This is a genomic window from Kribbella italica (genome assembly GCF_014205135.1).
Taxonomy (GTDB): domain Bacteria; phylum Actinomycetota; class Actinomycetes; order Propionibacteriales; family Kribbellaceae; genus Kribbella; species Kribbella italica.
The window spans coordinates 6,373,836-6,388,591 of sequence record NZ_JACHMY010000001.1 but is presented as its reverse complement, the minus strand read 5'-3'; the positions used below and the strand labels follow the sequence as shown (position 1 = coordinate 6,388,591).

At 68.0% G+C, this 14,756-nt stretch carries 13 protein-coding genes and 1 pseudogene; 7 read left to right on the top strand and 7 right to left on the bottom strand.

Annotated features, from left to right (window positions below):
• Nucleotides 1-84: 84 nt before the first annotated feature.
• Complete coding sequence (gyrB, locus tag HDA39_RS29750) at nucleotides 85-2,124, bottom strand: DNA topoisomerase (ATP-hydrolyzing) subunit B (protein WP_184800776.1); 2,040 nt, start codon at nucleotides 2,122-2,124, stop codon at nucleotides 85-87.
• A 366-nt stretch (nucleotides 2,125-2,490) separates the two neighbouring features.
• On the opposite strand from gyrB, the gene HDA39_RS29745 reads away from it, so the two are divergent.
• Genes HDA39_RS29745 through HDA39_RS29735 form a run of 3 tightly spaced genes read left to right on the top strand, consistent with a single transcriptional unit; the run spans nucleotide 2,491 to nucleotide 4,273 of the window.
• The gene (locus HDA39_RS29745; protein ID WP_184800774.1) at nucleotides 2,491-3,123 is read left to right on the top strand and encodes a hypothetical protein; all 633 of its coding nucleotides are present in this window, start codon (nucleotides 2,491-2,493) and stop codon (nucleotides 3,121-3,123) included.
• The gene (locus HDA39_RS29740) at nucleotides 3,120-3,710 is read left to right on the top strand and encodes a hypothetical protein (protein ID WP_184800772.1); all 591 of its coding nucleotides are present in this window, start codon (nucleotides 3,120-3,122) and stop codon (nucleotides 3,708-3,710) included. The genes HDA39_RS29745 and HDA39_RS29740 overlap by 4 nt, the downstream gene beginning before the upstream one ends.
• A complete protein-coding gene (locus HDA39_RS29735) occupies nucleotides 3,710-4,273 on the top strand; it encodes a hypothetical protein (RefSeq protein WP_184800770.1) in 564 nt (187 codons plus the stop codon). The genes HDA39_RS29740 and HDA39_RS29735 overlap by 1 nt, the downstream gene beginning before the upstream one ends.
• 3 nt (nucleotides 4,274-4,276) lie before the next feature.
• Here the strand turns inward: HDA39_RS29735 and HDA39_RS29730 are convergent, their stop codons facing one another.
• The 6 genes from HDA39_RS29730 to dnaA all read right to left on the bottom strand — a co-directional run bounded on the left by HDA39_RS29730 (nucleotide 4,277) and on the right by dnaA (nucleotide 11,974).
• Nucleotides 4,277-5,599, bottom strand: coding sequence for a hypothetical protein (locus HDA39_RS29730; protein WP_184800768.1), 1,323 nt, complete (start codon nucleotides 5,597-5,599; stop codon nucleotides 4,277-4,279).
• A 146-nt stretch (nucleotides 5,600-5,745) separates the two neighbouring features.
• Nucleotides 5,746-6,327 (bottom strand): DciA family protein, encoded by a 582-nt coding sequence (locus HDA39_RS29725; RefSeq protein ID WP_184800766.1) that lies wholly within the window; start codon nucleotides 6,325-6,327, stop codon nucleotides 5,746-5,748.
• Complete coding sequence (recF, locus tag HDA39_RS29720; RefSeq protein ID WP_184800764.1) at nucleotides 6,320-7,459, bottom strand: DNA replication/repair protein RecF; 1,140 nt, start codon at nucleotides 7,457-7,459, stop codon at nucleotides 6,320-6,322. The genes HDA39_RS29725 and recF overlap by 8 nt, the downstream gene beginning before the upstream one ends.
• 1 nt (nucleotide 7,460) lies before the next feature.
• Nucleotides 7,461-8,378 carry a phosphogluconate dehydrogenase (NAD(+)-dependent, decarboxylating) gene (gene gnd, locus HDA39_RS29715; RefSeq protein WP_184800762.1) on the bottom strand — a complete coding sequence of 306 codons (918 nt, stop codon included), beginning with the start codon at nucleotides 8,376-8,378 and terminating at the stop codon, nucleotides 7,461-7,463.
• A 49-nt stretch (nucleotides 8,379-8,427) separates the two neighbouring features.
• A complete protein-coding gene (gene dnaN, locus HDA39_RS29710; protein WP_184800760.1) occupies nucleotides 8,428-9,573 on the bottom strand; it encodes a DNA polymerase III subunit beta in 1,146 nt (381 codons plus the stop codon).
• Nucleotides 9,574-10,093: 520 nt separating this feature from the next.
• Entirely contained in the window at nucleotides 10,094-11,974 is a 1,881-nt protein-coding gene (gene dnaA / locus HDA39_RS29705; RefSeq protein ID WP_420488804.1) for a chromosomal replication initiator protein DnaA, read from the bottom strand.
• Between the two features lie 719 nt (nucleotides 11,975-12,693).
• On the opposite strand from dnaA, the gene rpmH reads away from it, so the two are divergent.
• From rpmH to yidC, 4 genes and pseudogenes are all read left to right on the top strand, one after another.
• Nucleotides 12,694-12,831: a 50S ribosomal protein L34 gene (rpmH, locus tag HDA39_RS29700; RefSeq protein WP_012924626.1), complete on the top strand. Its 138-nt coding sequence runs from the start codon at nucleotides 12,694-12,696 to the stop codon at nucleotides 12,829-12,831.
• Nucleotides 12,832-12,860: 29 nt separating this feature from the next.
• Nucleotides 12,861-13,238, top strand: a complete 378-nt coding sequence (gene rnpA / locus HDA39_RS29695; RefSeq protein ID WP_184800756.1) for a ribonuclease P protein component — start codon at nucleotides 12,861-12,863, stop codon at nucleotides 13,236-13,238.
• Nucleotides 13,235-13,546, top strand: coding sequence for a membrane protein insertion efficiency factor YidD (yidD, locus tag HDA39_RS29690; protein WP_184800754.1), 312 nt, complete (start codon nucleotides 13,235-13,237; stop codon nucleotides 13,544-13,546). The genes rnpA and yidD overlap by 4 nt, the downstream gene beginning before the upstream one ends.
• Nucleotides 13,547-14,536: pseudogene (gene yidC / locus HDA39_RS29685) on the top strand (membrane protein insertase YidC); the annotation flags it as partial.
• Nucleotides 14,537-14,756: the final 220 nt, after the last annotated feature.

Here is a 14,756-nt window from a genome sequence, read left to right as displayed (position 1 = left end):
TCCCGTTCGGTTCAGACGTCGTACGTCGGTGAGGTCGGCGCTGGGAACCGGCTCCGGTACGACGTACCGGAGCCGGCCGGGCGCTCAGATGTCGAGGAAGCGGACGTCCTTGGCGTTGCGCTGGATGAAGTTGCGGCGCGCCTCGATGTCGTCGCCCATCAGCGTCGCGAACGTCTCGTCCGCGCGGGCCGCGTCGTCCAGGGTGATCTGCAGCAGCACCCGGTTGGCCGGGTCCATCGTGGTCTCCCACAGCTCCTGCGGGTTCATCTCGCCCAGACCCTTGTACCGCTGGGTGGCGTTCTCCTTGGGGAACTTCTTGCCGGCCTCGGCACCGGCCGCGATCAGGCCGTCCTTCTCCCGCTCGGTGTAGGCCAGCTCGTGCGGGGAGTTGCTCCAGCGCAGCTTGTACAGCGGCGGCTGGGCGGCGTACACGTGACCGCGCTCGATCAGCGGCCGCATGAAGCGGAACAGCAGGGTGAGCAGCAGGGTCCGGATGTGCTGGCCGTCGACGTCGGCGTCGGCCATGATCACGATCTTGTGGTACCGCAGCTTCTCCTCGTCGAAGTCCTCGTGGATCCCGGTCCCGAGCGCGGAGATGATCGCCTGGACCTCGTTGTTCTGCAGGACCTTGTCGATCCGGGCCTTCTCGACGTTCAGGATCTTGCCTCGGATCGGCAGGATGGCCTGGAACTTCGGGTCCCGCCCACCCTTCGCGGAGCCACCGGCCGAGTCACCCTCGACGATGTAGACCTCGCACTCCTCCGGGTTGGTCGACTGGCAGTCGGACAGCTTGCCCGGCAGACCGCCGCCCCCGAGCAGGCCCTTGCGGTTGCGGGCCAGGTCGCGCGCCTTGCGGGCGGCCAGCCGGGCACTCGCGGCCGCGGTCGCCTTGCGGATGATCTCGCGACCCTCCTGCGGGTTTTGCTCGAACCACGCGCCGAGCCGGTCGTTCACCACCCGCTGGACGAAGCCCTTGACCTCGGTGTTGCCGAGCTTGGTCTTGGTCTGGCCCTCGAACTGCGGGTTGCCCAGCTTGACCGAGATGATCGCGGTCAGGCCCTCGCGGATGTCGTCACCGGTGAGCCTGTCCTCCTTCTTCTTGATCATCCCCTGGTCCTCGCCGAACGAGTTGACCAGCGAGGTGAGCGCGGCCCGGAAGCCCTCTTCGTGCGTGCCGCCCTCGTGGGTGTTGATCGCGTTCGCGAAGGTGTGCACCGACTCCTGGAACGAGCCGCTCCACTGCATCGCGACCTCGAGGCTCAGGCTGTCGTCGCCCTGCGCGGCCTCGAACGCGATCACGTTGTTGTGCACGGTCTCGCGGATGCCGGTCAGGTACTTCACGTAGTCGACCAGGCCGTCGTCGTACTTGAACGACATCTCGGCCGGGTTGCCGTCCTCGGTGTGGTCCGGGCGCTCGTCGCGGATGACCAGCTCGAGGCCCTTGTTCAGGAAGGCGTACTCGCGGAAGCGGGTGGACAGCGTCTCGTACGAGTAGACCGTCGTCTCGAACACGTCCGCGCTGGGCCAGAACGTGATCGTGGTGCCGGTGGAGTCCGACGTACCGACCTCGGCGAGGTCCTCGTCCGGGACGCCGACGGTGAAGGACTGGGTGTAGGCCTTGCCGCCGGTGTTGACGTCGACCTGCAGCCGGCTGGACAGCGCGTTCACGACGGAGACACCCACGCCGTGCAGACCACCGGACACTTTGTACCCACCGCCGCCGAACTTGCCGCCGGCGTGCAGGACGGTCAGCACGACGGTGACGGCCGGCTTGCCCTCGGACTCGACGATGCCGACCGGGATGCCGCGGCCGTTGTCGACGACGCGGACGCCACCGTCGGCCAGCAGGGTGATGACGATCTTGTCGCAGTACCCGGCCAGGGCCTCGTCCACGGCGTTGTCGACCACCTCGTAGACCAGGTGGTGCAGACCGCGTTCACCGGTGGACCCGATGTACATGCCCGGCCGTTTCCGGACGGCGTCGAGGCCCTCGAGGACCTGGATCGCGCTGGCGTCGTACTCCCGCTCCACGACGCTGGACACGATCTCGGTCAGCGGTGCCTCTTCGGTGCCGGTGCTGTCGGCGGACGGGATGGCGTCGGTCTCGGTCGGCTCGTCGGTCACCGGCTGTTGTCCTCCTCGGACCCCGCGTCAACGGGGCATCGATGCACAGTGGACGCCGCCCCTGACCGGCCTGCTGCGGGAGATACTGAGGGGAACCTCAGTACGGTCCTGAGCAGATCTGGCAGGTGCGGCGCTCTCAACCCCTCCAGTCTACCCGTCGAGCGAAGCAGAACCTGCCATGCGGCGGCCGAAACTCGGGTCAGGGCGTCTTTTCTCCCTCGTCACCATGTCCCCTCTCGCGGGTGGGGGCCCGGAAAGCGCTCACGGCCGCTCAGTGCCTTTTGGCCGGGTCACCACTGACCGTCTGGTTTCCGAGACGAGCAACGCCGGGAGCCGGCGCACCCGTGGCCCCCTAAGATCGCTGCCGTGGAAAGTCTCGACGACGTCATCGACGCCATGATCGCCGACCGGGTGATCCACCGGCACCGGCGCAAGTGGCTGATCGCCCTCGCGCTCGTCGTCGTGCTGGCCGTCGTCCTCTTCCTCACCGGCGGCTTCAAGGAACACAAGGGCCGCTCGATCCCCACCGTCGACGCGCCGACCACCGTGCAGGCCGGCCGGTTCGAGTACGGCTTCACCGAAGCGAAGATCATCCGGACGCCGAAGACCGACTACAGCGAGGCGAAAGCCCGGCTCCAGGTCTACTTCGACCTGAAGAACATCGACAGCGAGACCAAGACGAGTCTGTCCCTGTCCGGCCGGCTGCTGAGCCTCGTGCCCGGCGGCGGCGCGGAGCTGATCGAGTCCAACGGCGCCAGCTGCCACGACGAGCTGAACGTGGTGCAGGTCTACGGCCTGCCCTCGCAGCCGTGCTTCGCGAAGTTCGACATCCCGGCGGACTTCGCCCGGGACGTGGTCGAGATCGGCGTGATGGCCGAGGAGTTCACGGCCGACGACAAGGTCCTTGGCGCCAGCGAGGAACCGTACTGGCACTCGCCCGGCGTCGCGCACAGCGTGGTCCGGATCACCACGACCATCGAGACGGAGAAGGACGAATGAAGCTGTACCGCCCCGCCACCGTCGCCGTCGGCGTGCTGTTCGTACTGCTCGGTGGGCTGACCCGCCTGCTGGAGCCGGACTCGGTCTACGAGGACCGGACCCGGGTGATCACCAAGGGGGCGATCGGCGAGGACGTGAAGTTCTTCGACTCGACCGTGACCGTGACCCGGATGCAGTTCGCCAAGTCGTTCGCCGAGGACGACGACGGCAGCTCCCAGGTCGACACCGAGGGGACCTTCGTCGCGGTCGAGTACGACGCGGTCCGCGGTACCAAGGACCCCGGCAACAACAGCGTCACGCTGACCGCCGACGACGGGTCGGTCTACGAGCCGGTGACCGAGATCATCGCGTCCGGGATCACCTTCACCGAACCCGGCTTCGCGCGCGCCGACACCCTGGTGTTCGAGGTCAACCCGAGCGACGTGGTCGGCCTGACCTTCACCGTCCACCCCACCTCCTTCTTCAACGTGCTCAACCAGGACCTGGCGATCGACCTCGGCGTACCGGACGAGGAAGTCGCCAAGCGGTCCATCGAGCAGGCCGAGGCCCAGTACGTGATTCGCGACTCCGTCATCCGGGTGGCCTGATGCGTATCCCTGATCGCCTACCGCAGCTGACGGCGAAGATCTCCCTGCTGATCGCGCTGGCCTCGCTGAGCACCTTCCTGATGGTTCGGACCTACCTGGGCAACCCCGAGACCATCTACAAACTCGGCACGGTCACCGACACGGTCGCCAAGGGTCCCGTGGAGATCGAGAACGCGCGCTGGCAGCTCGGCTCGCTGCAGATCTACACCCAGCTGGTCGACGAGGACCAGAAGAAGGTCACGCTGGAGAACAACGTGCCGGGCTCGGTCGTCGTCGCGGTCCACCTGGCGATCACGCCGCTGGACGGGATCAACCGGATGAGCGGCGGCGGGTTCGTCTGCGCCACCGAACTGCGTGACGACCGCGGCAACACCTGGAAGAACCAGGACGTCGCCACCGCGCTCGGGCCGGCGTCCTGCTCCGACGACGACCACCCGATGCAGCAGAACAAGCCGAACAAGCTGGTCAAGCTGTACGTCGTACCGGCGTCCGCCGTACCGCACCTGGTCGGGATTCAGGTGGGATCGCTGGACGAGTACCGCCGGGTCCTGATCACCTTCTGAGGTTCAGGCTTCGCTGGTCTGCTTCTGCGCCTCGGACTCGGCCTCGGCGGCTTCGGCGCGCCGCTCGGCGCTGACCGAGATGCACAGGTCGAACGCTGCCGCCAGCAGTGCGATCCGCAGCGTCTCGAAGACCACGCTGCGCAGACCGCTGGCGATCTCATGGTTCATCAGGTCCCACTGGTCGCCGTGGATGCCGATCAGCCGCTGGATCCCGATGAAGGTCCAGTCCGAGCCCAGCAGCCAGAACGTGTAGACCGTGCAGACGACGCCGAGGAAGACCGGCCCGGACCGGACCAGCAGGCGGAACGCGTTGAGCGTCGGGTAGAACTTCTCGCGGAGACCGCCGAGGAAAAGGTTGGGCGCCTGGTTGGTGAGCTTGACCAGACGGCTCGGCGCCGGGGCGTCGATCGTCGTGCCACCGAACCGGCGTTCCAGGCTGGTCCCGCGGAACACACCGCCGCCGGACAGCACCCGGTGACCGAAGACGACCGTGGTGATCGCCAGCCAGGTCAGCGGCTCACCGACCCCGTCCTTGAACAGCGGCCAGAGCGTGTCCCAGACGAATCCCCAGAGCCACTCCAGACCACCGGGCAGCGGGATGTTGATCTTGTCGAAGAACTCCTTGACGCCGTCCCACCAGTCCACCGTGACGTACCAGAAGCTGCGGGTCGACAGCCAGTCCTTGAGGTCACCGACCGCGTGCGGGGTGATCAGAACGGTGAGCAGCACGAAGAAGGCCTCGGCCCAGACCTGCAAAAACTTGGCCGGCCGGCTCGGCCAGCGGTCGTCGATCGCCTCCACCACACGGCGGACCACCAGCAGAACCACGACCGCGGGCAGGTAGTCCTTCCAGCCGCCGTTGTTCAGTACGAAGAACGCGGCGCCGGGGCCGAGCCCCAGCTCGACGGTGTTGCTGACCGACAGTTCGGCGAGCTGTTCGTCGAGGAATCCCCACGCCGACCAGACCGCCACCAGCGGCAGGAGGGTGACCGACAGCAACTCCATCAGACCCTGCTGCGTGGGGTCCGAGGTCTCCTCGGACTTGTTCGCCGCCGCGTCGCGCCAGCGGTAGAGCGAGGTCGCGCAGGTGCGGATCATGCCGACCGCGGCCGCGATCTGGATCAGTACGCCGAACGAGAAGAGTCCGACACCGAGGCTCTTGTGCTGGTGCTGGCCGAGCCAGATCGCGCCGTTGATCGACGCCCGGAACCCGACGTACCCGGCCAGGTACCAGGTGACCAAGGGCAGCAGGTTGCGCCACCACAACCGGAAGGTGTCTCCGATCAGGTGGACCATCTCGCGGAAACCGTCGACGATCGCGCGCATCGCGCCGATCCTAGGGGAGGTCCGGGTCGGTCTCCCAAACCGATCCCGGCCTGGGAGACGGCCGGGCCGCCGAAACCCCGATATTCCTCTGAGAGCGGCCTTGTGAGCGACCTCGCCGTCACCGTCGGCAGTCGCGGCCGTCCGGCTCAGCCGTAGGTGTCGCGGGGGCCTCGGCCGCCGCGGACCGTGCGGGGGCCCTTGCGCCAGCTGGGCTGGTGCGGGCCCTGGACGTTGACGTGGGTGACGGTGCCGTCGCCGAGTTCGGCGTTGAGGCGGCGGATCAGGTCGGGGGCGAGCATCTTCAGCTGGGTGGCCCAGGCGGTCGAGCTGGTGCGGACGGTGAGCTGGGTGTCCTCGTAGCTCTCCGGTTTGCAGTGCTCGGCCATCTCGGGGCCGACAATCGACGGCCAGCGGGCCATCACGCCGTGGACGGCGACGTCGACCTCCCAGCCCTGGTCGCGCATCAGGCGGCCGAGGGTGTTCGTCAGCTTCTGCGGGTCCCGGTCGTCCGGTCGCGCGCCGCTGACCTGGAAGCCGTCGCCGGTCCGGCGGCGCTTGCGTCGTACCGGACGGAGCGGGCCGTTCGCGGCCGCGGCGTTCTTGAGCCGGCCGGCCAGGGACTTGGCCAGTTCGAGCCCGTGCTTGTCGTGCTCCGGTTCCTCCGCCGGCAGCGTGGGAGCGTCGTCGCTCTCGTTGCCGCTGTCAGAGGAATTCCGGGGTTCAGGCACGGGTGACCGACCCGTCCCCGACCGCGAACCGTACGCCGGACAGCTCACCCGGTACGTCGTCGCCGACCGCCGCGGTGACCAGCACCTGCCGCGCCGGCGCGACCAGCTCGGCCAGCCGGTCGCGGCGCTGGGAGTCGAGCTCGGCGAACACGTCGTCCAGGATCAGCACCGGCTCACCTCCGTCCGCCCGCAGCAGCTCGTACGACGCCAGCCGCAGCGCGAGCGCGAACGACCAGGACTCACCGTGACTCGCGTACCCCTTCGCGGGCAAGTCCCCGAGCCCGAGCAGCACGTCGTCGCGATGCGGGCCGACCAGCGAGACACCCCGGTCGAGCTCGTCCTGCCGCTTGTCCCGTACGGCGGCCAGCAACGCCTCGGCCAGCTGCTCGCGCGACCGCATCCCGGGCTCGAGCGGGACCGACGACTTGTACTCCAGCCGCGCATCACCCTTGCCTCGGGCAACGGCGTCGTACCCGCTGGAGACCAACGGGCGCAGGGATTCCAGCAGCTCCAGCCGCGTGGCGAGCAACTCCGAGCCGGTCCGCGCGAGGTTGGAGTCCCACACCTCGAGCGTGCGCAGCTGCCCTTCAGCGGCGGACGAGCGGTTCTGCCGACGGGCCATCTGGGCGCTGCGCAGCAACGAGTTCCGTTGCTTGAGCACCCGGTCGTAGTCCTGCCGGACGCCGGCCATCCGCGGTGCCCGGAGGGTGAGCAGCTCGTCCAGGAACCGGCGCCGCTCGGACGGGTCGCCCTTCACCAGCGCGAGATCCTCCGGCGCGAACAGCACCGTCCGGAGCAGACCGAGCACTTCCCGGGGCCGGGGGACCGGCGATCGGTTGATCCGCGCCCGGTTTGCCTTCCCAGGATTGATTTCCAGCTCGACCACGACGTCACGCTCGTACTCGTCGCGGACCTCGGTCCGCACGATCGCGCGGGACGCGCCGGCCCGGACCAACGGTGTGTCGGTCGCGACCCGGTGCGAACCGAGCGTCGCGGTGTAGTGGATCGCCTCGACCAGGTTGGTCTTGCCGTGGCCGTTCGGACCGACGAAGGCCGTCACGCCCGGGGAGAGCTCGACCTCCGCCTGCTGGTACGACCGGAAGTCGACGAGTCCCAGGGCGGTGACGTACACCTCAGTGCTTGATCGGAGGCGTCGCGTACGACGGGTCCTCGGCGCCCTTCACCGCGTGCCCGCCGAACTGGTTGCGCATGGCGGCGATCGCCTTCATCGCCGGGGAGTCGTCCTGCCGGGACGCGAACCGCGCGAACAGCGACGCGGCGATCGCCGGCACCGGGACGGCGTGGTCGATCGCGGCCTCGACGGTCCACCGGCCCTCGCCGGAGTCGTCGGCGTACCCGCGGATCTTGTCCAGGTGGGTGTCTTCCTTGAGCGCGTTGACCATCAGGTCGAGCAGCCAGGACCGGATCACGGTGCCCTCGCGCCAGGAGTCGAACGCCTCCGGCACGCTCTCGACGATGTCGGCCGCCTCGAGCAGCTCGAAGCCCTCGGCGTACGCCTGCATGATCGCGTACTCGATGCCGTTGTGGACCATCTTGGTGAAGTGCCCGGCGCCGACCTTGCCGGCGTGCACGAAGCCGAAGTCACCCTCGGGCTTGAGCGCCTCGAAGATCGGCATCAGCGTGGCGATCGTCTCGGACTCTCCGCCGACCATCAGGGCGTAGCCGTTCTCCAGGCCCCAGACGCCGCCGGAGACACCGCAGTCGACGAACTGGATGCCCTTCTCGGCCAGCTGCGCGGCCCGGCGGGTGTCGTCGGTCCAGCGGCTGTTGCCGCCGTCGATCACGATGTCACCCGGGGAGAGCAGATCGGCGAGCTCGGTGATCACCGGGTCGATGGCCTGGACCGGCACCATCACCCAGACGATCTTCGGCTGATCGCCGGCGGTCAGCTTGCCGATCAGGTCGGCGGTGTCCTTGGCGTCGGAGATCTCCTGGTTGTGGTCCAGGCCGATCACCGTGTGTCCCGCGTTGCGGATCCGCTGGCGCATGTTGCCGCCCATCTTGCCGAGACCGACAAGCCCGAGCTCCATCGTGAAATCCCCTTGTTCTGTTGGCTTTTCCCGCCTGGACTGCTGCTGGTCAGCTGTTCAGGCGGACCGGCATCAGGACGTACCGGAACTCGCTGATCGGGTCGCCGTCGAAGTCCCTGACCCCGGTCAGCTCGGCCGGCTTCGTCGCTTGGGTGAACGCCAGATGGGCCACCGGTGTTCCGATCGCGTTCAGACCGTCCAGCAGGTACGTCGGGTTGAAGCCGACCGTGACCGGCTCGCCGACCACGCGCGCCTCGATCGACTCCGACGCCTGCGCCTCGTCACCGCTGCCGGCGTCGAGCGTCACCGAGTCCTCGGAGAACGTCAGCCGGACCGGCGCGTTGCGCTCCGCGACCAGGGCGACGCGCTTGACCGCCTCGACCAGGGTCGCGGTGTCGAGCCGGACCCGGGTGGCGATCGCGGAGTCGGTCGGGATGATGCCGCGGACCTTCGGGAACTCGCCGTCGAGCAGCCGGGTGGTGGCCCGCCGGTTGCCACCGGAGACCTCGCCCTCGAAGCCGACGATGCCGTCGCCGCTGCCGGGGGCCGCCAGCGACACGATGATGTCGGTGCCGGTCATCGCCTTCGCGGTCTCCGACAGCACCCGGGCCGGGATCAGCGCGGCGGCCGACGCGTCGGGGGACTGCGGGTTCCACTCCAGCTCGCGGATCGCCAGCCGGTAGCGGTCGGTGGCCAGCAGGGAGATCGTGGAGCCCTCGATCTCGACCCGGACACCGGTCAGCACCGGAAGCGTGTCCTCACGCCCGGCCGCGGTGACCACCTGGGCGACCGCCTGGGCGAACACGTCGCTCCGGACGGTGCCGCTGGCGGCCGGCAGGTCGGGCAAAGCCGGATATTCCTCTGTGGGAAGCGTCTGGAGCGTGAACCGCGAGCTGCCACAGGTGACCTGGGCCTTCGCACCGTCCACGGCGATGTCGACGGGCTGGTTCGGCAGACTCTTGGAGATGTCCGCGACCAGCCGGCCGGAGATCAGGCACTTGCCGGTGTCGGCCACCTGGGCCGGCACGGTGACGCGCACGGAGGTCTCGTAGTCGAAGCCGGACAGGGTGATCTGCCCTTCCTCGGCCTCGACGAGAAGTCCGGCGAGGATCGGGACGCTGGGACGGCTGGGCAAGCTGCGCGCGGCCCAGGCCACCGATTCGGCCAGTACGTCGCGCTCGACGCGAAACTTCACCGCTGGGTGCCTCCTGATTCGGCTGTGTGCCAGGCAGATCCTGCCACGGACGGATGTGATGGGTGTCCACCGGGCTTGACGCGGCGGTTCGCCACATCTCGCACCGACAGCCTGACAGGTTCCACCGACACTGCCCAGCACCGGGAGGCGAGGGGTCGGTGAAGGGCCGAAAAACGGAGTTTTCCCCAGGTTGGGCCGCTCGAACCATTTGTGGACTTTGGAACCTCTGTAGATTCCATAGGGTTCTTCGCAAGTGTGGATAGTGTGGAAAAGGCGCGAAATCGCAGGTCAGAGGCCAAATCACCCTGTGTGTGGGGTGTGGACGAAATCGGGCTTGCCTGGGGACGCCTGGGTACGACGAGATCTGTCCCCACAGGCCCTCCACAACGAAACGCTGTTCGTCCACCGGGATACCCCCAGTTATCCACAGCTGTGTCCCCAGGCTGTGTGGTCCCGGTGACCGGGTCGTAGCGCTCGGCGTACCGACCTCGTACGGCGCTGTGCGACCCGGCCGGCGGGGTCATTGCTGCTTGGCCTGGTGCTTGATCCGGTTGGTCAGTTCGGTGACCTGGTTGAAGACGCTGCGCCGCTCCGACATCAGCTGGCGGATCTTCCGCTCGGCGTGCATGACGGTGGTGTGGTCGCGGCCGCCGAACTGCTGGCCGATCTTCGGCAGCGACAGGTCGGTCAGCTCGCGGCACAGGTACATGGCGATCTGGCGGGCCGTCACCAGCACCCGGCTGCGGCTCGAACCGCACAGGTCGTCGATCGACAGCCCGAAGTACGACGCGGTCTGGCCCATGATCATGCTGGCCGTCACCTCGGGCTTGCTGCCCTCGGGGATCAGGTCCTTCAGCACGATCTCGGCCAGGCTCAGGTCGACCGGCTGGCGGTTCAGGCTGGCGAACGCCGTGACCCGGATCAGCGCGCCCTCGAGCTCGCGGATGTTGGTCTGCACCTTCGACGCGATGAACTCCAGCACCTCCGGCGGCGCGGTCAGCCGCTCGGTGGCCGCCTTCTTCCGCAGGATCGCGATCCGGGTCTCGAGGTCCGGCGGCTGGATGTCGGTGATCAGGCCCCACTCGAACCGGTTGCGCAGCCGGTCCTCCAGCGCCTCCAGGCGCTTCGGCGCCCGGTCGGAGCTGATCACGATCTGCTTGTTCGCGTTGTGCAGGGTGTTGAAGGTGTGGAAGAACTCCTCCTGGGTCTGGATCTTGCCTTCCAGGAACTGGATGTCGTCGATCAGCAGTACGTCGACGTCGCGGTACCGGCGCTGGAACTGGGACGCCTTGTCGTCGCGGATCGCGTTGATGAAGTCGTTGGTGAACTCTTCGCTGGACACGTACCGGACCCGCGCGCCGGTGTAGAGACTGCGTACGTAGTGGCCGATGGCGTGCAGCAGGTGGGTCTTGCCCAGCCCGGAGTCGCCGTAGATCAGCTGCGGGTTGTACGCCTTGCCCGGTGCCTCGGCGACCGCGACGGCCGCGGCGTGGGCGAACCGGTTCGAGCTGCCGATGACGAAGGTCTCGAAGGTGTACTTCGGGTTCAGCCGCGCCTCGCCCTGGGCGTCGTTGGTCGGCGTACCGATCAGTGCGGACCCGTTCGGCGGCGGGGCGACCGAGCTGGGCGGCTGCTGCTGGTGACCGATGCCGTAGCCGTTGCCCTGGGCGTACTGCTGCTGGTTGTGCTGCGGGGGCTGTTGCTGCTGCTGGTGGGCCGGCTGCTGTTGCTGCTGCTCGTGGGACTGGTGGTTCTGCGGCTGCTGGGTCTGGGAGTGCTGCTGGTTGATCGTGTCCGGCGCGCTCAGCTCGGACTGGATCGTCGGCTGGTAGGAGCCGTCGTTCTGCGCCGGCTGGCTCTGCTGCGGCGCCTGCTGCTGAGGCTGCTGCGAGTGGGCCTGCTGGGACTGGTCGTGCTGAAGCTGGGGCTGCTGGCTCTGTTGTTGCTGCTGCGAGTACGACTCGTTCTGCTGGAGCTGGCTCTGCTCGTACCGGTTCTGTCCGAGCGGGCTCGGCTGGAAGTGCGCCGGCGGCTGCTGCTGGTGCTGGCCGAGCTGCTGACCCTGCTGCGGGTTCGGCTGCAGGTGGCTGGGCTGCTGGTGGTTGGGAGGCTGGTACTGCGGCGCCGGCTGCTGGAACGGGTTCTGCTGGCGGGGCGGCTCCGGCTGGGGCGCGGGCTCGCGCAGCTCCGGGTCCAGCGAGGGGTCGACCGTCACCGCGATCCGGATGTCCCGGCCGAAGCTCTCGCTGAGGATCCGCTCCAGGTCCGGGCGCAGCCGGGTCTCCAGCTGGCCGCGGGTGAAGTCGTCCGGTACGGCGACGATCGCGGTGCTCTCGTGCAGGGTGACCGGGCGGCTGTTGGTCAGCCAGGCCCGTTGGTTCGGGGGCAGTCCGGCGAGCACCCGTGTCCAGGCCTCGTCCAGGTCCTTCACTTCTGCCCTGCCGTCCGCACTGGCGGACTGGTCCTCGACCACGCGTTGCTCCCCGAATCCATCGCTGCGGTGGCCGGCCCGTCCGGGCTGTGCTGCCCGGGCCGGTGCGACCTCGTCCCGATCACCGGCCACTGCTGGTGCGCCCGGTGGCCGCACGTCGCAATCGCTGGTCTCCTCAACCGGGTTTTCCTCATTGTCCACACGGTTGTCCACAGTTGTGAACGAAGCGCGGACCAGGTTGGTTACCGATCGGGGAAAGTGGGACCTCTGGTGTGAAGGGCTGACGCTAACAAGTCCCGTCCCGCTGCTTCAAGCCGTCATCCACAGGCTATGCACGCCAAATTGGGGGCAACCTGCGGCGTGTCGGGTGGACGCCGAGGCGTAGTCGTGGTGGGCCTGTCGCGGTCGGTAGTCGACCCGATCAGGCAGTCACAGGTCCCTGACGGTGGGTTTTGTCCACAAGCCTGTGGAAAACTATGGGGACGGCTGGTTTGACCTGTCCACAGGCCGCCACGTACCGTGGATCGGTCGGCGTTGAGCCGGCCGTTTCGTGCTGCGCTCCACAAGGACCGTCTGTTTGTCGGCGTCATGTTGACTGGGTTCTGGGTCGGTGTGCAGGACCTGCACCATGGGGCAGATCTACCAGTGGATTTGTCGACAATCGTGATCGAGTAACCGGAGTCATTCCAGTGAGCAAGCGGACCTTCCAGCCGAACAACCGTCGTCGGCACAAGAAGCACGGCTTCCGTCTTCGGATGCGCACCCGCGCGGGCCGCGCCATCCTCGCCTCCCGTCGTGGCAAGGGCCGTCAGCGCCTCGCGGCCTGAGGTCCGCCGACCGACGCGGTGACCACCTCGTGCTGCCCCCGTCGCACCGGCTCCGCCGGTCCGACGACTTCCGCCGCGCCGTCCGATCGGGACGGCGGGCTGGTCGGCGTGCGGTGGTGGTGCACTTCTTGGATCAGCACAGTCTGTCCGGATCCGGCGTGGTCGCCGGGTCTCCGGACGACGCTGCTCGTGTCGGATTCGTGGTGAGCAAGGCGGTGGGCAACGCGGTTGTACGTAACCGTGTCCACCGCCGGCTGCGTGCCGTCCTGGCGTCGCGGCTCCCCGAGCTCACTACCGGCAGTCTGACTGTCGTCCGCGCGCTGCCCGCGGCGGCCACGGCGTCGTACGCCGAACTGGTCGCGGACGTGGACGGTGCGCTCAAACGCGTTCTGGTGGATTCCCGATGACGTTCTCGCCCGTGAAGTACGGGCTGATCGGGTTCCTCAAGCTCTACCGGAAGGTCGTCAGCCCGATGTACGGGCAGGTCTGCCGGTTCTACCCCAGTTGTTCGGCGTACGCCCTGGAAGCGGTCGAGCGGCACGGCGCGGTGCGCGGTAGCTGGCTGGCGGCGAGGAGACTCGCCCGCTGCCACCCGTGGAACCCCGGCGGCTACGACCCCGTTCCACCCACAGATGTCGACCAGCGCGGAGAGCCCCTCTCCGCCAACCAGCCCGGATCGTCGACCGACGCCGGGCCTGTGCAGCGAGGTGCCTGAGTGATCATTCCCCTGGCCATCCCCGAGCTCGCCTTGTGGGACGGGATCGTCGATCTGTTCAACACGGTCATGACTCCGCTCTACTGGGCTGTCTCGGCACTGCTGGTGGGGTGGCACTGGCTGCTCTCGCAGGTGCTGGACCCGGACGGCGGCTGGGCCTGGGCGCTGTCGATCGCCGGCCTGACGATCGTCATCCGGACCCTGCTGATCCCGCTGTTCGTCCGGCAGATCCGCTCCAGCCGGAACATGCAGCTGCTGCAGCCGAAGATGAAGGAGCTGCAGAAGAAGTACGGCCACGACCGGGAGAAGCTCGGTCAGGAAATGATGAAGCTGTACAAGGACACGGGCACCAACCCGTTCTCCTCGTGCCTTCCGCTGCTGCTCCAGTCGCCGATCTTCCTGGCGCTGTTCCGGGTCCTGGACTACGCGTCGAAGGGCAAGACGCACGCCAGCATCATGGACCCGTACGTCTCCTCGCTGCAGCACGCGAAGATCTTCGGCGCCGAGATCTCCCAGACCTTCCTGAAGGCCAACGGCGAGGGCGCGACCAACGTCAAGGCCGTCGCGATCGTGCTGATCATCCTGATGACCAGCACCATGTTCATCACCCAGCTGCAGCTGATGCGCAAGAACATGCCGAAGGAGGCCCTCGAGGGCCAGGCGGCGCAGATGCAGAAGATCATGCTGTACGTCTTCCCGATCTTCTTCCTGATCGGTGGCTTCAACTTCCCGATCGGTGTGCTCATCTACTGGTTCGTCTCGAACGTGTGGACGATGGGCCAGCAGTTCTACGTGATCCGCCGTAACCCGGCCCCTGGCACTCCCGCCTACGACGCGATGGAAGCCCGCAAGCGCGAGCACAACCGGCGCTCGGGCAAGCCGGAGGACACCGGCCTCGCCGGTGACGAGGCCGATGGTGACACGCTGACCGACCGTCGTCCGGCCCAGCGGCAGCAGCCGAAGCGGCAGTCCCGCAGCGACCGTAAGACCGGTCCGTCGGCCGGTGCGGCGGGCGCAAGCGGCGTACAGGACGAGCCGAAGGCGTCGAGCAACGGTCAGCAGCCGTCCTCTCCGGCCCCGGCCAAGAAGGCGCCGGCCGCGAAGAAGGCTCCGGCCGGCGGCAAGCGCCAGCCGGCCGCCAAGTCCCGTGCGCAGCGGACCGCCCAGCAGAAGGCCGGGCAGAAGAAGTCCGGCGGCGGTACGCCCCGCA

Coding starts and splice junctions, on each gene's coding strand:
- HDA39_RS29740 (WP_184800772.1), top strand. CDS start 3,120: ATGAAGCTGTACCGCCCCGCCACCGTCGCCGTCGGCGTGCTGTTCGTA.
- HDA39_RS29735 (WP_184800770.1), top strand. CDS start 3,710: ATGCGTATCCCTGATCGCCTACCGCAGCTGACGGCGAAGATCTCCCTG.
- HDA39_RS29730 (WP_184800768.1), bottom strand. CDS start 5,599: ATGCGCGCGATCGTCGACGGTTTCCGCGAGATGGTCCACCTGATCGGA.
- gnd (WP_184800762.1), bottom strand. CDS start 8,378: ATGGAGCTCGGGCTTGTCGGTCTCGGCAAGATGGGCGGCAACATGCGC.
- yidD (WP_184800754.1), top strand. CDS start 13,235: ATGACGTTCTCGCCCGTGAAGTACGGGCTGATCGGGTTCCTCAAGCTC.